Genomic DNA, 16,795 nt, shown 5'->3' with positions numbered 1-16,795 from the left:
GGAAGTACGCCCACGCGGCGCTGTCGGTCAGCAGGACGCGGTCGTCGAAGTACCGAACGGCCAGTCGGCTCGACTTGCTCATGCTAGCGCGACCTCCGCGACCATGACGACGCCCCAGCCCGCGACCACGGCGGCCGCGCCCATCCGTCCCCGGTGGCACGCGTACAGGACGCGGCCGAGGTGCGCGACGAGCCCGTAGCCGAGGAGGCCGGGCGCGAACGCGAGCACCGCGCGCGACAGCACCTCCTGCTGGTCGGGGTGGCCGGGGTTGAACACCGCCGCGGCGGGGACGGCGACGGCGGCCAGCGCGGCGGCCCCCAGGCACGACACCAGGATCACCGCGCGGGTGGTGGACGCGGTGACCTGGTCGAACCGGGCGTGGTCCGCGGCGCTCATCCGGGCCGACAGCAGGGGGAACGCGCTGGTGGCGATCGGCACCGCGAGAATGGCCCACGGCAGCAGGTAGATCGCCCACGCGTACTGGTAGTTGGCGAGCGCGCCGCGGGTGCCCTGCGAGCTGAGCCGGACGATCAGCAGCGTCGCCAGCTGCTGCGCCGCGACCGTCGCGATCCCGGCCGCCGCGAGCCGCCGCACCCGCCGCGCCACCCCGTCCGGGAAGCGCAGGGTGGGCCGCAGCCGCAGGCGCAGCCGCCACGCGGCGACCGCGGCCGTGGCGGCCATCGCGACGCCGCCGAGCGCCGTGCCGATCGCCAGCGTCAGCTCGGCCCCGAGCGGGAGCCCGGCCAGGTCGTTCTCGAAGCCCCGGCCGAGCGGCGCGTAGACCACGTAAGCGCCGATCACCACGAGGCTCGACACCAGCGGCGCGAGGGCGGGCGCGACGAACCGGCGGTGCGACTGCAGCAGCCCGTACAACACGACCGCGATCCCGTACATCACCATCTGCACGGACTGGATCGCCAGCATGTCCCCGCCGACCCGCACGACGTCACCGCGCGAGCATCCCTGCGGGTTCTCGGCCACCGCCAGCTCCATGAGGGGGTGGGCGAACAGCGCCATCAGCGCCGACAGGGGCACCATCAGCACGACGATCCAGGTGAGCAGCGCCGACCCGGTCCGCCGGACCTCCTCGCGGTCGCCGCGCTCGGCGGGCCCGGCCAGCACCGGCACGACCATGCTCGCGAGCGCGCCGCCCGCGACGATCTCGTAGATGCTGCTCGGGAGCTGCGTGGCGCTGAAGTACGCCTGGCTGAGGCACGAGGTGGTGACGGTCTGGGAGAAGGCGTAGGTGCGTCCGAACCCGGCGAGCCGCGCCAGCACGGTGATGACCGCGATGACGACGGCGGCGCCGGCCAGCCCGCCGGTCAGCCGGCGCATGCCCGGCCGCCGCCGGTCGGGCGGTGGCGCTTCGGATGGGGGCACGGTAGGCGAAGGCACGCTCGTCGAGATCTGCGGGGGGCGTCCGGCGGGCTAGGCGGGGTCGGCGACGCCGTCGCCCGCCGGGTCGGCCTGCGGCGGGACGGCCGGGCGGTACGCGTCCTCGGTGTCGGGCTTCCCGCTCTCCCGTTCCCCGGTCTCCCGCTCCGCCGCCTCGGCGGGGGCCGGGGCGGGGACGGCGGCCGGGCGGCGGCCGAGCATGTCGACGCGGTTCAGCACCGGGTTGCCCGCGATGACCTTGGTGAAGCTGACGAACTCGCTGGCGGCGTTCAGCCCGGCGATCCCGGCCAGGACGGCGAGCCGCGGCCCCCGGCCGAGGCGGGTCGCCGCGAGGCCGAGCAGCGCGCCGAGCGCGTTGGCGCCGGTGTCGCCGAGCATGGCGCGCTCGCCGAGGTCCTCGGGCAGCAGCGCGGCGGCGGCGCCGAGCGGCGCGGCGACCACGGCGGAGCCGGAGCGGGTCAGCGCCAGCGGCGTCCCGGCGATGAGGCCGACCTTCACGGCCCGCCCGGGGCGCAGGTCGAACAGGTTCATCAGGTTCGCGGAGCCGGCGATGAGGGCGCCGTTGACGAGGGTGTCGAACGCGCGGCCGGTGCGGGTCGGGGCGGGCGAGCTGGCGACGGCGGCGGCGGCCAGCCCGGTCGCGCCGATGCCGAGGATCTTCACCGCGCCGCTGGTCACCTCGCCGCGCGCGAGCGCGGTCAGGTGGCCCTTGAAGCCGCGGGAGGACGCCGACCCGGCGAGGTCGTCGTAGCCGCCGAGGGCGCCGGAACCGGCGCCGGCCAGCAGCGCGGCGGCGCGGACCCGGGCGGCGGCGCCGGGGGCGAGCAGCCCGGCCGCGGCGGCGCCCGCGACGAACGCGGGGCCCTCCAGCAGCGTGACCGGCTCGCCGCGGTGGTTGGTGCGGCCCCAGACCTGCTCGCCGGGCAGCCCGTTCAGGCCGGGCGGGCGCCGCGTCAGCGCGGTGTAGGCGGCGCGGGCCGCCACCGCGCCGAGGCCTGCGCCGGTCGCCAGCCGCGTGCTCCTGGCGATGCCTCGTCTCATCAGGTCACCCGTTCTTCGCCGTGGGCGCGGGCGAGGGCAGGTAGCCGTTCGCGCCGGCGCCCGTGCCGTACTGCCCGGACTTGCCGCCGATCTCGTTCTGCAGCGCCAGGATCGTGACGACCTGGCCGGCCGCGGTGTCCACCACGTCGACGGTGGAGACCGAGTCGGCGGCGTCGGAGTCGCGCAGCGCCGCGATCAGCCCGCCCTCCTGCGCGGAGGTCGGCGGACCACCGACGACGGTACCGCGCCCGGCGCCGTCGAGTGCGGAGGCCAGCGAGATCAGTGCCTTGTTGTCGTCGCCTCCGCCGGCGTAGGCGTAGGGGGCGGCGGGCGCGACCATGACGGCGAGGGTGGCGTGCTGTCCGGGCTTGCCGCTGGTGGTGACGTATCCGGCCTGCTTGAAGCCGTTGAGGACGGCGCCTCCGGCGGCGTCCTCGCGGCCGGACCTGGCGGGGTCCTTGGTGACGAGCGCGCCCGCGAGGACCGCGCCGGCCTTGCCGTAGGCGCCCGCGTTCTCCGGGAACTTCACGTCGTCGGCCTTGAGCTGCGTGGCGAGCTCGTCGACGGTGGTCTGCTGGTCGTCGTCGAGGAGCTTCTTCTGGATCGTGACGCGCCCGGTGACGGCGGCGCCGGAGTCCTTCGCCAACCGGCTGATCTGCTCGATGCTGTCGTTGCCGGCGCCGGGCGTCTCGATCAGCACCACGGACTGGCCCTTGAGCCGCTCGGCGACGATCTGCGGCGAGAGCGCCTGGGTGAACTGCTCCTCGCCGTCCAGCTGGCGCCGCAGGTCGCGCTGCGCGAGCCGGGCCTGCTGGGCCGTCTTGGCGGCCGAGTTGGCCTGCTGGCGCAGGGTGTCGCTCACCGAGTTGGACAGCGTGGTGGAGCCCAGCACGATGCCGAGCGCCAGCGCGAGGAAGATCGCGACGATGGAGACGAGGTGGTAGCGGAAATCGATCACGTGAAGAGTCCGGTCAGCCAGAAGAGGAAGGCGTGCCAGCGGTCGGCGAGCAGGGGACTGATGACGTCCCCCGCCGGGGACATGGCGACGGCGGTGACGATGGCGATGAACGCGCCGAGGACGAGGAACAGCAGCGACCAGGTGGAGATCCGGCTGCGGTAGAGCCTGCTGACGCCCTTGGCGTCGACGAGCTTGCTGCCGACGCGGAGCCGGGTGAGGAACGTGCTGGCCATGCCGGCGCGCCCCTTGTCGAAGAACTCCTCCATGTTCGCGTGCGTTCCCACCGCGACGATCAGGGTGGCCCCCTTGTCGTCGGCGAGGAGCATCGCGATGTCCTCGCTGGTGGCGGCGGCGGGGAACACCACGGCGTCCTTGCCGAGCTCGTGCACGCGCTTCAGGCCCGGCGCGCGGCCGTCCCGGTAGGCGTGCACGACGAGCTCGGCGCCGCAGGTGAGCGCGTCGTCGGAGACCGAGTCCATGTCCCCGACGATCATGTCGGGGCGGTAGCCGGCCTCCAGCAGCGCGTCGGCGCCGCCGTCCACCCCGATCAGCACGGGGCGGTACTCGCGGATGTAGGGGCGCAGGGTCGCGATGTCCTCGCGGTAGTGGTAGCCGCGCACGACGATCAGGGCGTGCCGGCCGGAGATCCGGGTGGCCACCTCGGGGACGCCGACGCCGTCGATGAGCAGGTCGCGCTCGCGCTTGACGTACTCCATCGTGTTGGCGACGAACGCCTCCAGCTGGGAGGCGAGACCGGCCTTGGCCTCGGTCAGCGCCTCCTCGATGGACTCGGCGGTCTGCTCGGTGCCCTTGGCGACGACCTCCTCGCCCCGGTGGACGGCGGGCCCCTCGACGCGGACCTGGTCGCCCTCCTGAAGCTTGCTGAAGATCTCCGGGCCGACGTCGTCGAGCAGCGGGATGCCGGCCTCGATGAGGATCTGCGGCCCGAGGTTCGGGTACCGGCCCGAGATGCTGGGCGCGACGTTGACGACGGCTCCGACCTCGCGCGACACCAGCGCCTCGGCGCTGACGCGGTCGAGGTCGACGTGGTCGATCACCGCGACCTCGCCGGGCTGCAGCCGCTTGGTCAGGTCCTTGGTGCGGCGGTCGAGCCGCACCGTGGCGCTGATCCCGGGCCGCCCGTCGTCGCGGCCGCGGCCCAGCGTGAGAACGCGCCGCGGCAGCCTCTGGGCCAGCCGGACGCGTCTCTCTGCGGTGGGTGACGACTCGTTCATCAACTGCCATCCTGCCAGAGCACGGGAGCGGACGCCGGAAACGCCGACACTCCAGGCGTGTCCGTTCGCGCACTCTCTGTAATCTTTGCCGGAGCGGGGGCGGCCCGCCGCGGCGCCGGCGTGTCGACTGATCTGCGGGCCCGGCCGCCGCTAGCGCTCCTCGGCGGCCATGGCGAGCAGCTCCTCGGCGTGCGCGCGGCCGAGCTCGGAGTCCTCCAGGCCGGCCAGCATCCGCGACAGCTCCCGGACGCGGCCCTCCCGGTCAAGGGCGGTGACGCCGCTGCTGGTGACGGTTCCGTCGTCGGACTTCTCCACCAGCAGGTGCTGGTCGGCGAACGCGGCGACCTGCGGCAGGTGCGTGACGACTATCACCTGGGCGTTGCGGGCCAGCCGCGCCAGGCGCCGCCCGATCTCCACCGCGGCCTTGCCGCCGACGCCCGCGTCGACCTCGTCGAACACGAAGGTCGGGACGGGGTCGGCGCCCGCGAACACGACCTCGATCGCCAGCATCACGCGGGACAGCTCGCCGCCCGAGGCGCCCTTGTGCAGCGGCAGCGGCGGCGACCCCGGGTGCGGGGCGAGCCGGACCTCGACCTCGTCGACGCCGTGCGGACCGTAGTCGCCGGTCGGGGTGACGGAGACGACGACGCGGGCGTGCGGCATCGCCAGCGCGGTCAGCTCCTCGGTGACGGCCTCGGAGAACCGCTCGGCGGCGCGGGTCCGGACCGCGGTCAGCTCCGCGGCCTCGGCGGCGAGCCGCTCGGTGAGCTCGGCGTGCTCGGCGCGCAGCTCGTCGATGCGGTCGTCGTCGCCCTCCAGCTCCGCGAGGCGGGCGGCGGACCCGCGCGCCCACTCCAGGACCGCGGTGACCGTGCCTTCCGTCCCGCCGTACTTGCGGGTCAGGGCGGTCACCTCGGCGCGGCGCTCCTGGACGGCCGCGAGCCGCGCCGGGTCGGCGTCCACGGACTCGGCGTAGGACGCCAGGTCGGTGCCGACGTCGGCGACCAGGTAGCCCGCCTCGGCGAGCCGGTCGGCGAGCGCCGCGAGCTCGGGGTCGTGGTCGCGGACGGCGTCCAGCGCGTTGCGGGCCTGGCCGAGCAGGCCGGTCACGTTCGCGGCCTCGAACGCGGCGGCGGGGTCGCCGAGCAGGGCCTCGTGGGCGGTGTCGGCGGCGCCGCGCAGCGCGTCGGCGTGCCCGAGGCGCTCCTCCTCGGCGGCGAGGTCGGTGTCCTCGCCGTCCTTGGGGTCGACCTTCTCGATCTCCTCCAGGCCGAAGCGGAGCAGCTCGGCCTCCTGGGCCCGCTCGCGCGCCCGCGTGGTCAGCTCCTCCAGCAGCGCGCTGACCTGGCGGTGCCGCTGGTAGGCCTTGGTGTAGGCGCGCATCGGCTTGGTCAGCGCGCCGCCCGCGTACCGGTCGAGCGCGCCGCGCTGCCGCGCCGACTGCAGCAGGCGCTGCTGGTCGGACTGGCCGTGCACGGCGACCAGGTCGTCCGCCAGGGTGATCAGCACGCTGACGGGGACGGACCGGCCGCCGAGGAACGCGCGGGAGCGGCCCTCCGCCGACACCGAGCGCGTGACGATCAGGGCGCCGTCGTCCAGCTCGCCGCCGGCGTCCTCGACCCGCTCGACCACGCGGCCGCCGGGATCGACGACGATCCGGCCCTCCACCGTGGCGCGTCCCGCGCCGGGCCTGACCCGCTGCGGGTCGGCTCGGCCGCCGAACATCAGCCCGAGGCTGGTGACCACCATGGTCTTGCCCGCCCCGGTCTCCCCCGTCACCACGTTGAAGCCCGGCGACAGATCGAGCACGGCCTCGTCGATCACACCGAGGCCCTGGATCCGCACCTCATCGACCATCGGACGCACCAGCGTCACAACCCTCCGCAACCAGATCCCCGATCAGCGCCTGTGGAGATTATCCCCTCTGCCCGTCCGCCGCCTCCCCGTCCGCCCCCGGGGGCGCGCTCTGCGGCGGGAAGCCGGGGCCCGGGTAGCCGGCGATGCCGCCGGCCGCCGGGGCGTCCCCGACCTGGGAGTCCCCGAGCGGCGGGGACGGCCGGGACGGTTGGCGGACCCGCCCGCGCCAGCCCGTCACGGGCAGCCCGAACTTGGTGACCAGCCGGTCGGTGAACGGGGTGAGGTGCAGCCGCGCGAGCCGCACCGGCTCGGCGCCGCGGCGGACCTCCACCCGCGCGCCGGGCGGGAGGTCGAGCGTGCGGCGCCCGTCGCACCACAGCACCGCGCGGGGCGTGTCGGGCAGTACCTCCACCGCGACCGACGAGCGCGGCGAGACCACCAGCGGCCGTGCGAACAGCGAGTGCGCGCTGAGCGGAACGACGAGCATCGCCTCCACCTCCGGCCACACGACCGGGCCCCCGGCGGAGAACGCGTACGCGGTGGAGCCGGTCGGGGTGGCGCACACCACACCGTCGCAGCCCCAGTTGGACAGCGGCCGGCCGTCGATCTCGGCGACGACCTCCAGCATCCGCTCCCGCTCGGCCTTCTCGATGCTGGCCTCGTTGAGCGCCCACGTCGTGCCGAGGACGGTGCCGTTGCGGCGGGCGGTGACGTCGACGGTCATGCGCTCCTCGACGTCGTAGCGGCGGGTCACGACCCGGTCGACGGTGGCGGCGAGGTCCTCGCGCTCGGCCTCGGCGAGGAACCCGACGTGGCCGAGGTTGACCCCGAGCAGCGGCGTGCCGGAGCTGCGGGTGAGGTCGGCGGCGCGCAGCAGCGTCCCGTCGCCGCCGAGGACCATGACGACCTCGGCGTCGTCGGCGGCCGCGGCGGTGCTCGGCATCACCTCCACGCCCGCGCAGCCGATGTCGTCGGCCTCGCCGTCCAGGACCCGCACACAGATCCCGGCCTCGCTGAGCCGCTCGATGACCAGCTGCGCGCTGCGGACCGCCTCGGGCCGCCCGGTGTGCGCCACGACCAGCACCGACCTTGTGCTCATGCTCTCGCCCCACTCCCCGACGCGCTGCGGCGTGCGGACGGCTGGACGAACGCCCCCGCGCGGGACGTTCCCGGTTTCGACGCCCTCTGTACGCGCGGTGCGCCCTGTACGCGCGGTGCGACGCTCACTGCGGACCCTCCGCGATCGCCTTCGCCAGGGCCTCCTCCTCCAGCGGCGGGGCACCCGCGCGCAGCCACAGGAAGTACTCCACGTTGCCGGACGGCCCCGGCAGCGGGCTCGCGGCCACCCCGAGGACGCCGAGGCCGAGCGTCGCCGCGTGCTCCGCCACGCCGCGCACCGCGTCGGCGCGCAGCAGCGGGTCGCGGACGACCCCGCCCGCGCCGACCCGGTCCTTGCCCACTTCGAACTGCGGCTTCACCATGACCGCGTAGTCGGCCTCGGGGGTCGCGCACCGCCGGACCGGCCCGAGGACGAGCTTGAGCGAGATGAACGACAGGTCGCCGACGACGAGGCTCGGCGGCGCGCCGTCGAGCATCCCCGGCTCCAGGTCGCGGATGTTGACCCGCTCCAGGACGGTGACCCGGTCGTCGGTCCGCAGCGACCAGGCGATCTGCCCGTACCCGACGTCGACCGCGTACACGTGCTGCGCGCCGGCGCGCAGCAGGACGTCGGTGAACCCGCCGGTGGAGGCGCCCGCGTCCAGGCAGACCCGGCCCCGGGCGTCCAGGCCCGCGAAGGCCTCCAGCGCTCCGGCGAGCTTGTGCCCGCCGCGCGAGACGTACTCCGGGCCGCCGCCGTCCTCGGCCACGACGATCGCGGCCGCGGCCTCGACCTGGGTGGCCGCCTTCGCCGCGGTCTGCCCGCCGACGCGGACCCGGCCGTCGCCGATCAGCTGCCCGGCCTGCTCCCGCGACCGGGCCAGCCCGCGGCGCACCAGTTCGGCGTCCAGGCGTCGCCGGCTACTCACGGGGGCGCAGGGCGTCGGGGAAGGCGGGCCGGGGCGGTGCGGGCCGCTCGTCCTGCCCGGCGGCGGCGAGGAGCTCCTGGAGCCGCTGGTGGACGTCCTCGAAGACCTCCACGTGCGCGGCGACGGGCCGCCCGCCGAGCTCGCCGAGGAGGGCGACGGCGGCGTCCACGCGCGGGTCGCCGGTCGGGTCGGGCGGCGGCGCGGCCGGGAACTCCGGCTCCTCCGCGGCCTCGTCGGACATCACGTTTACCTCCCAGTGCTCCCGGAGCGCACGCGACGAGTCGCCTCCGGCTCACCATGAACGCTACCGTCCCTGAACGACATCGATGCCGGACGAACGGGGAACGGCCTGACCATGGCGAACGAGGAGGAGTGCCGTGCGGCGCTGGAGCGCGTCGCCGCGCGCCTGGCCGAGGTGGACGCCGACCGGCTCGCCGAGCACGTCGTCGAGCGCACGATCAGCTGCCGGGTCGCGGACCTCGGCGTGGCCTTCCGCAGCCGGCTGCACGGGGGCGGCCTCGACCCGTTCGAGCTGGACGAGGACCCCGGGGCCGCGCAGGTGCGCCTGACCGTGGACAGCGACGACCTCGTCGCGATGGCCTTCGACGAGTTGAACCCGGCCAAGGCGTGGAGCGCCGGCCGCCTGAAGATCGAGGCGAGCATCTTCGACCTCCTGCGGCTGCGCAAGCTCCTCTGAGCGGGGTCCGGCCCGCCCTCCAGCCCCCGGTCCGGGGCCCGGTCCTCAGAGCGAGAGCGTCTCCAGGGCCGCGGTGAGGGCCTCCGAAGGCGGCGGCTCCTCGGTCTCCCAGGCGGCGGACGCGAGGGCGCGGAGGCCGTCGTAGGGGTCGCCGGATCCGCTGAGGGCGAACGCGTCCCCGTCGCGGCGCGCGGTCCAGCCCCCGCACCGGTGCGCGCCGTCCTCCCTGACGGTCTCCGGATGCGGGACGAGGAGACCGGACAGGTCGGGCGCTAGGTAGGTGGGGCGCCGGTGGGGCGGGGCGGTGAGCGCCTGGAGGTGGCCGGTGACGCCGGTGAAGACCAGGAGGCTGTCGGCGCCGCCGTTGTAGGCGCCTTCGATGTCGGTGTCGAGGCGGTCGCCGACCACCAGCGGGCGCTCGGCTCCGGTGCGCAGGATCGACTCCTGGTGCAGCGGGCGCTCGGGCTTGCCGGTGACGATCGGCTCCACGCCGGTGGCACCGCTGATCACGCGGAGGAGGGCCCCGTTGCCGGGGTGGGGAGGCCCCTCGCCCCCGGGGATGGTCAGGTCGCCGTTGGAACCGACGAACAGCGCGCCCAGGGCGACCGCCTGGGCGCCTTCGGACAGCAGCCCGTAGCCGAGGTCGGGGTGGTAGCCCTGCACGACGGCGGGGGGACGGCCGGCCGCCGTCGACACCGGCCGCAGGCCCCGCTGGTAGAGGGCGTGGCGCAGCCCCATGCCGCCCACCACGAGCACCTCCGACCCGGCGGGCAGGCGTTCGGCGAGCAGCCGGGCGGCGGCCTGCGCGGAGGTCACCACGTCCGACGCCTCGGCGGGGACGCCGACCTCGGTGAGCAGCGCCGCCACCGCCGACGGCGTCCGCGACGCGTTGTTGGTCACGAACGCCAGCCGCTGCCCCGCCGCGCGCGCCTTGGCGAGCGACTCCGCCGCGGCGGGGACGGGCCGGCGGCCGACGTAGACGACCCCGTCCAGGTCGAGCAGGGCGACGTCGTACGCCTCGCTCAGGGGACGGTCGCTGCCTTTCATCGCGCTCCTCATGCCTGCGATCGTACGGGGGTTGTTACCAACGGGTAAGGGGCGGGTCAGCGCCGGGCCGCGAGGGTGGCCCTGGCGTGCCGCAACGCCCGCGCGTAGTCCGCGTTCTCCGGGCGCATGGCCGCGGCGAGCGCGAGATGCTCGACGGCGGCCTCGAAGTCGCCCATCCGGCTGAGCGACAGCCCGAGCCCGAACCGAGCGTAGTCCTCGGCGGGCTCCGCCTCCACGATCCCGCGGAAGCTCTCGGCGGCCGCGCCGAACTGCCGCGCCCCGAACTGGGCGCGGGCGAGCGCCTCGCGGATGCTGTGCGACTGCGGCTCGGCCTCGGCCGCCCTGGCCAGCAGCTGCAACGCCGCCGCGGCGCTGCCCGCCCGCAGCAGCTCCAGGCCCCGCGTGTACCACTCGTAGACCCCGCCCTGCGGCGAGTCCGCATGCTCGCCCGGGTCGGCGCCTGGGGAATCCTCCGGCCGTCCGGGTCCTTGAGTACTCATGTGGACCTCCCCTCGGACATCGATCAGTACGACCGTACCCGCCGCGGCGCCGGACGCCCTCCGCTGAATAGCATGCCCAGCGTGGACGACGACCTCTCCTCCGCCCTCGACCCGGAGGAGTTCAGCGCACGCGTCTTCGGGACGGCCGCGCCGCGCACGGGCGCGGGCCTGGAGCTGGCCCCGTTCCGCGGCGTCCGCTTCGTCCCCGAGGTGGCCGGCGACCCGGCGTCGGTGACCATGCCGCCCTACGACCTGATCGACGAGGCGGCGGCGCTGCGGCTGCTCGCGGAGGGCGGCCACAACATCATCAGGCTCAACCTCCCCCGCGCCGCCGGGGAGACCTACGACGCCGCCGGGCGGCGGCTGCGCCGCTGGCTGGACCGCGGCGCGCTCGCCGTCGACCCCGAACCGGCCCTGTACGTCTACGAGGCGGCCCGCGGCGGGACCGTCCTGCAGCGCGGGCTGATCGGCGGCCTCGGGCTCCGCGCGGAGTCCGACGGCGTCGTGCTGCCGCACGAGAACGTCTTCCCCGGCCCGGTCCGCGACCGGCTCGCCCTGATGGCGGCGGCGAACGCCAACCTGGAGCCGATCTTCCTGGTGTACGAGGGCGGCGGGGACGCGGCCGACGTCGTCGACGGAGCCGCGGCCGGTGCCCCGCTGATGGAGTTCGACGCCGACGACGGGCTCACCCACCGCCTGTGGCGCGTCACCGACCCGGACCTGCACGCGCGGGTGGCCGCCGACCTGCGCGGCAAGCAGGCGCTCATCGCGGACGGCCACCACCGCTACGCCACCTACCGCGCGCTCCAGGCGCGCCGCCACGCGGCGGGCGACGGCCCCGGCCCCTGGGACTCCGGGCTGGCGCTGCTGGTCGACTCGACGCGCTACCCGCCGCACCTGGGCGCCATCCACCGCGTGCTCCCCGGGCTCCGCCCGGACGCAGCGCTGGACAAGGCCGGCCAGGTCTTCACCGTGACCGGCTTCGCGGCCGAGGACGCGGCTCTGGACGCGCTCGCCCGCGCCGAGGGCCCCGCCTTCCTCCTCGGCGGCGGCGACTCCCTGCACCTGCTCACCGGTCCCGATCCGGACGCCCTGCGCGAGGCCATGCCGTCCGAGCACTCCCCCCGCTGGCGCGCGCTCGACACCGCCGTCCTCGACCATCTGCTGATCGGCGGGGTGTGGGGCGTCCCGGAGAACGAGAACGCCATCGAGGTGGTGCACGACGACCCGTCCGCGGCCATCGCCCGCGCCCGGCGCAGCGGCGGGACGGCCGTGATCCTGAACCCCCTCAGGGTCGAGGACGTGCTCGCGGTCGCGGGCGGCGGCGAGCGCGTGCCGCGCAAGTCCACCTCGTTCGGTCCCAAGCCCCGCACCGGCCTCGTCCTGCGCCTTCTCGACCGGGACGGCCCGCAGGAGCCATGATCGGGGGATGGACACCACGACCACGATCACGCCGCTCGGCGGGGACGTCTACGAGATCGACACGCGGATGGCCGGCTACACCGGCATCACCGCCGGGTACCTGATCCTGTCCGACCGGCCCTGCCTGGTGGAGCCGGGCACGTCCGGCTCGGCGCCCGTCGTCCAGGCCGCGCTGAGCGAGCTGGGCGTGGGTCCGGACGACCTGGCGAGCGTGGTCGTGACGCACATCCACCTCGACCACGCGGGCGGCGTCGGCGACATCGCCGGCATGTACCCGCGCGCGGAGGTCGTCGTCCACGAGAAGGGCGCCCGGCACCTGGCGGACCCGTCCCGCCTCATGCGCAGCGCCCGCATGGTCTACGGGGACGGCCTCGACACCCTGTTCGGCGAGCTGAAGCCCACGGACGCGGCGCGGATCCGCGCCGTCGAGGACACCGGCGCGGTCGACCTCGGCGGCGGGCGGCGGCTGGAGTCGCACTACTCCCCCGGCCACGCCAAGCACCACGTGGGGCTGGTCGACTCGCGGACGGGCGACCTCTACGTGGGCGACGCCGCCGGGATCTACATCCCGGAGACGGCGGACGTGCGGCCCGCCACGCCGCCCCCGGACTTCGACCTCGACACGGCGCTGGAGTCGATCAGCCGGTTCCGGTCGCTGGGCCCTGAGCGGCTGCTGTTCGCGCACTACGGGCCCGTGCGGGAGGTCGAGGAGACGCTGGAGCGCTCGGCGGAGGAGCTGCGGATCTGGGTGGACGCCGTCAAGGACGCCCGCGACCAGGGCCTGGACCTCGACCACGCCGTCGCGATGGTCGTCGACCGCACCAGGGACCGGTACGCGTCCATGAGCGACGACGTCGATCCGGAGCTGGCCGCCAAGTACGAGATCCTCAACAGCGCCGAGAGCAACGTCGCCGGCATCATGCACGCCCTCGGCCGGCACGCCTAGGGCCCGTCAGCGGCGGAACGGGCCGGTCACCTCGAAGGTGTAGCCGTCCGTGCCCGCGACGAACCCGCTCTTGCCGCGCTGGGACGAGAAGTACAGGCGCGACCCGTCGGGGCTGAACGCCGTCCCGGTGATCTCCGACTCGTCGTGGCCGAGCACGCGCAGGAACGGCGTCACGATCCCTTCGGCGGTGATGAGGTTGATCTCCATGTTGTCGCCGTCCTCGGCGACGTAGAGGTCGCCGGACGCCGTGGCGGTCACCGCGTCGACCCCGTGCAGGGGCGCCTCGCCGCCGGTGACGAGGTCGTCGTCGTAGGCGATGTCCAGCCGCGCGGCGGCCGCGTCGTACGCCCAGACGCGGTTGTCGCCCTTGGTGGTGAAGTAGCAGACGCCGCGCGTGTAGTAGCAGCCCTCACCGCCGTGGAAGCGCATGGCGCCGTCCACCTGGCCCCGGGTCGGTGTGAGCCACACCTGCGGGTTCGGCACCTTCGCCCACTGGACGGGGCCCGTCCCGGAGCCCACGAGCACTTCGAGCGTGCCGGACGACAGGTCGCCCCAGGTCTGCGGCCGGAACCGGTAGAAGCAGCCGTCCGACTGGTCCTCGGTGAGGTAGACGACCTTGCGCTCGGGGTCGGACGCCGCCGCCTCGTGCTTGAAGCGGCCCAGCGCCGGGCGGGACACCGCCCCCTTCTGCCCGCGCGGGTCCGTCTCGTGGACGAGGCCGAGGTCGTGCTCCTCGCACGACAGCCACGTCCCCCACGGCGTCGCCCCTCCGGAGCAGTTCAGCGAGGTCCCGTTCAGGATCCGGTACGCCGACGTGACCTTCCCGGAGGCGTCGAACCGCATCGCCGACACCCCGCCGACGGCGGGCACCTCCGAGTTGCTGACGTAGATCCAGCCGTCCCCGTCGCGGAAGCACGCGCCCCCGTCGGGGGCCGGATGCCACGTGTACCTCGTCCCTTCGACGCGCTGGAGCGAGCGCGCCACGACCCGGCTGGTGAAGCCCTGCGGCAACAGCACTCCGTTGCCGTCCGCGGACAGCAGCGGCCCGTACGGGCTCGGTCCGGGCTGCGCGGGCCCCGATGCGAAGGCCCGCTGCCACAGGGCGCCGGAGAAGGCGGTCATCCCGCCCGCGACGGCGGCGGCGCGCAGGAACGTGCGTCGGTCCAGGGGCATGGCAACTCCAAAGAGTCGGTCTCCGCCGGACGTGTCCGGCGGCCCCCCGAACGGCGCGGTCCCGTGAATATCCGGGAAACCTACCCGCCAGTCAAGTAGCGGAGGTCAGTCCGCCTGCGGCCGCTCCTCGTCGACCTGCTTCGGCTCCAGGAAGACCGCCGGCGCCTCGGGCGCGCCCTCGTCCGGCGCGTCCGGCGCCTCGGGCTCGGCGGCCCGGAACGCGATGTCGGTCGCCGACGCCTCGACGGGCTCCGGCTCCTCCAGCTCCGCGGGCTCCGGCTCCTCCGCCTCGGCGGCTTCCTCCACCGGCGCCTCGGCGGGTGCCTCCGTCAGGGCGCCGCCGGCGTCCTCTTCCTCTTCGGTGTCGAGGATCTCGAGGCCTTCGAGCTCGGCGTACCGTTCGGCCGCGTCGGTGTCGCCGTCGCGGTCGGCCGCGGCGGCCCGCGCGAACCAGTCGGACGCCTCCTCCTCGCGCCCCGCCTCGACCAGTGCGTCGGCGTAGGCGTAGAACAGCCGCACCGACCACGGCCGCAGCCGCCGGTCGCGCAGCTCCGGAATCTGCAGGGTCACGACGGCCGCGTCGTGCTGGCCCATGTCGCGCCGCACGCCCGACTCCACGATGCGCAGCTCCACGCGCTCCGCCGGGTCGAGCTTCTCCGCCTCCGGCGACTTGATCACGTCGAGGGCGCGTTCGGGCCGCCCGAGACCGCGCTCGCAGTCGGCCATGACGGCCAGGTAGGAGGAGTCGCCGGCGCCCAGCCGCCGCGCGGCCCGCAGCTCGGCGAGCGCCTCCGCCCACTCCTCCGCGTGGTAGGCCGCGATCCCGGCGGCCTCCCGCACGATGCCGACGCGGGACGCGAGCCGCCGCGCCGCCTTCGCGTGCCGGTAGGCCTGCTCGGGCTCGTCCTCGGCGAGGCGGCCCGCCATCACCAGGTGCCGCGCGACCTTCACCGCGAGGTCCTTCGGCAGCGTGCGCAGCTCCTCGCGCGCCTCCACGTCCAGCTCGTCGCCGGTGACGTCCTCGGGCAGCAGCGGATCGTCATGCTTCGGCGCGGGACGCTCACGCTCCTCGTACCGCGCCGGCCGGGCTCCGCGGTCGCGAGGCGGCCCGTAGGAGCGTTCTCCGTCCTGCGGACGCCTCGGGCCACCGCGACCCTTGAACGGCCTGTCACGCTCTCCTGGACGTCCTTCACGCTTGCCTTCGAAACGCCGCCCGCCCGGACGACGCTCCTCACGCTCATCGCGGGGCCCCCTGAACGGGCGATCCTGCGGACGCCCCTGGGAGCGACGCTCACCCTGGCCGCCGCGCCCCTGGAATCCTCCGGGACGCCCTTCCCGGCGCGGCCCGCCACCGCCCTGACCCGCGCGAGGCGCACGGTTGTCAAAGGAACGGCCTTCGCGACGCTCGCCGCCCTCACCAGAAAAGCGGTCGTCCCTGCGCTCGCCGCGAGGACCGGAGAAACGATTGTCCCGACGCTCGCCACCCTGGCCAGAGAAACGGCCTTCCCGGCGCTCACTCTGCCCCGAGAAACCGCCTTCCCGGCGCTCACCACGAGGACCAGAGAAACGGTCGTCTCGACGCTCACCGCGCGGACCGGAGAAGCGGCTGTCCTTACGCTCGCCACCCTGACCGGAGAAACGGTCGTCCCTGCGCTCGCCGCGAGGACCGGAGGAGCGGTTGTCTCGTCGCTCGCCGCCCTGACCGCCGAAACGGCCTTCTCGGCGCTCGCCCTGACCGGAGAAACCGCCTTCCCGGCGCTCACCACGAGGACCAGAGAAACGGTTGTCCCGACGCTCACCGCGCGGGCCAGAGAAGCGATTGTCTCGGCGCTCGCCACCCTGACCGGAGAAACGGCCCTCCTTGCGCTCACCGCGCTGACCAGAGAACCGGTCGTCCTTGGCCTCGCCGCGCGGGCCGGAGGAGCGGCTGTCCTTACGCTCGCCGCCCTGACCGCCCTGGCCGCTGAAACGGCCCTCTGGGCGGCCCTCGCGGGACTCGGGACGCCGCTCATCGCGGCTGTCGTCGGAGCGCTTGAACGGACGGCCCGGCTTGCGGTCGTCGCGCTTACCGCGCGCGTCCCGTTCTTGCCTGTCACCAGGGCGACCACGTCCGCCCTGGGAGCCTCCGGCGCGGAACCCCCCGCTGCGGGGGCCGGTGCTCTTGCGAGCCCCGGGCCCTCCCTGACCGCCGCGGGCATCGCCCCCACGACGGGCCGGCGTGTCACGCCGCCCGTTGCCGCCTCGCCGGTCGCGGCTGTCGTCGCTTCGGCCGTCCTCTTCCGCGCTCATCACGTCCGTCACTGTTCTTGGTGGTTCGGTGGAGTCTTCAGCCTACTTCGGCCGACCCACGACATGCGTCGAGGGCCGCCCCGGAAATTCCAGGGCGACCCTCGACCAATTCATGTCCGGCGGCGTCCTACTCTCCCACACGGTCTCCCATGCAGTACCATCGGCGCTGAAGGGCTTAACTTCCGGGTTCGGGATGGGACCGGGTGTT

The 16,795-nt window shown here is 74.8% G+C and carries 14 protein-coding genes, 1 rRNA gene and 1 pseudogene; 3 read left to right on the top strand and 13 right to left on the bottom strand.

Features of this window, described 5'->3' with window-relative positions; translation table 11 throughout:
- Window positions 1-78 precede the first annotated feature (78 nt).
- The 8 genes and pseudogenes from murJ to ABWI04_RS36535 form a co-directional block, all read right to left on the bottom strand.
- Window positions 79-1,380 carry a murein biosynthesis integral membrane protein MurJ gene (gene murJ, locus ABWI04_RS36570; protein ID WP_353835248.1) on the bottom strand — a complete coding sequence of 434 codons (1,302 nt, stop codon included), beginning with the start codon at window positions 1,378-1,380 and terminating at the stop codon, window positions 79-81.
- Between the two features lie 48 nt (window positions 1,381-1,428).
- Complete coding sequence (locus ABWI04_RS36565; protein ID WP_353835247.1) at window positions 1,429-2,436, bottom strand: hypothetical protein; 1,008 nt, start codon at window positions 2,434-2,436, stop codon at window positions 1,429-1,431.
- A 4-nt stretch (window positions 2,437-2,440) separates the two neighbouring features.
- Window positions 2,441-3,394 carry a copper transporter gene (locus tag ABWI04_RS36560; protein ID WP_345187530.1) on the bottom strand — a complete coding sequence of 318 codons (954 nt, stop codon included), beginning with the start codon at window positions 3,392-3,394 and terminating at the stop codon, window positions 2,441-2,443.
- Entirely contained in the window at window positions 3,391-4,629 is a 1,239-nt protein-coding gene (gene steA, locus ABWI04_RS36555) for a putative cytokinetic ring protein SteA (protein WP_345187533.1), read from the bottom strand. The genes ABWI04_RS36560 and steA overlap by 4 nt, the downstream gene beginning before the upstream one ends.
- Window positions 4,630-4,779: 150 nt before the next feature.
- A complete protein-coding gene (recN, locus tag ABWI04_RS36550; RefSeq protein WP_353835246.1) occupies window positions 4,780-6,486 on the bottom strand; it encodes a DNA repair protein RecN in 1,707 nt (568 codons plus the stop codon).
- 208 nt (window positions 6,487-6,694) lie between these two features.
- Window positions 6,695-7,585, bottom strand: a pseudogene (locus ABWI04_RS36545) (NAD kinase); the annotation flags it as partial.
- 124 nt (window positions 7,586-7,709) lie between these two features.
- Entirely contained in the window at window positions 7,710-8,513 is an 804-nt protein-coding gene (locus ABWI04_RS36540; protein WP_353835245.1) for a TlyA family RNA methyltransferase, read from the bottom strand.
- Window positions 8,506-8,754, bottom strand: a complete 249-nt coding sequence (locus tag ABWI04_RS36535; protein WP_345187541.1) for a hypothetical protein — start codon at window positions 8,752-8,754, stop codon at window positions 8,506-8,508. The genes ABWI04_RS36540 and ABWI04_RS36535 overlap by 8 nt, the downstream gene beginning before the upstream one ends.
- A 114-nt stretch (window positions 8,755-8,868) precedes the next feature.
- On the opposite strand from ABWI04_RS36535, the gene ABWI04_RS36530 reads away from it, so the two are divergent.
- Window positions 8,869-9,210: an SCP2 sterol-binding domain-containing protein gene (locus tag ABWI04_RS36530; RefSeq protein WP_345187543.1), complete on the top strand. Its 342-nt coding sequence runs from the start codon at window positions 8,869-8,871 to the stop codon at window positions 9,208-9,210.
- Between the two features lie 45 nt (window positions 9,211-9,255).
- Here the strand turns inward: ABWI04_RS36530 and ABWI04_RS36525 are convergent, their stop codons facing one another.
- Together ABWI04_RS36525 and ABWI04_RS36520 are read right to left on the bottom strand one after the other, a co-directional pair.
- On the bottom strand, window positions 9,256-10,257 hold the full coding sequence (locus ABWI04_RS36525) for an HAD-IIA family hydrolase (RefSeq protein WP_345187561.1): 1,002 nt from the start codon (window positions 10,255-10,257) through the stop codon (window positions 9,256-9,258).
- A 56-nt stretch (window positions 10,258-10,313) separates the two neighbouring features.
- Window positions 10,314-10,757 carry a tetratricopeptide repeat protein gene (locus tag ABWI04_RS36520; RefSeq protein ID WP_345187546.1) on the bottom strand — a complete coding sequence of 148 codons (444 nt, stop codon included), beginning with the start codon at window positions 10,755-10,757 and terminating at the stop codon, window positions 10,314-10,316.
- Window positions 10,758-10,829: 72 nt separating this feature from the next.
- On the opposite strand from ABWI04_RS36520, the gene ABWI04_RS36515 reads away from it, so the two are divergent.
- Both ABWI04_RS36515 and ABWI04_RS36510 read left to right on the top strand, forming a co-directional pair.
- A complete protein-coding gene (locus ABWI04_RS36515; protein ID WP_345187548.1) occupies window positions 10,830-12,179 on the top strand; it encodes a DUF1015 family protein in 1,350 nt (449 codons plus the stop codon).
- Window positions 12,180-12,186: 7 nt separating this feature from the next.
- Complete coding sequence (locus ABWI04_RS36510; RefSeq protein ID WP_353835244.1) at window positions 12,187-13,125, top strand: MBL fold metallo-hydrolase; 939 nt, start codon at window positions 12,187-12,189, stop codon at window positions 13,123-13,125.
- Window positions 13,126-13,131: 6 nt separating this feature from the next.
- On the opposite strand, the gene ABWI04_RS36505 is transcribed toward ABWI04_RS36510, so the two are convergent.
- The 3 genes from ABWI04_RS36505 to rrf all read right to left on the bottom strand — a co-directional run.
- The gene (locus tag ABWI04_RS36505) at window positions 13,132-14,298 is read right to left on the bottom strand and encodes an alkaline phosphatase PhoX (RefSeq protein WP_353835243.1); all 1,167 of its coding nucleotides are present in this window, start codon (window positions 14,296-14,298) and stop codon (window positions 13,132-13,134) included.
- A gap of 105 nt (window positions 14,299-14,403) precedes the next feature.
- Complete coding sequence (locus tag ABWI04_RS36500; RefSeq protein ID WP_353835242.1) at window positions 14,404-15,294, bottom strand: hypothetical protein; 891 nt, start codon at window positions 15,292-15,294, stop codon at window positions 14,404-14,406.
- A gap of 1,407 nt (window positions 15,295-16,701) precedes the next feature.
- Window positions 16,702-16,795, bottom strand: a 5S ribosomal RNA gene (gene rrf, locus ABWI04_RS36495); the annotation flags it as partial.

It is taken from the genome of Actinomadura sp. NPDC000929 (assembly GCF_040492065.1).
Classification (GTDB): Bacteria; Actinomycetota; Actinomycetes; order Streptosporangiales; family Streptosporangiaceae; genus Spirillospora; species Spirillospora verrucosospora.
The sequence above is the reverse complement of the archived record's forward strand: the minus strand, read 5'-3'. Positions and strand labels throughout refer to the sequence as shown.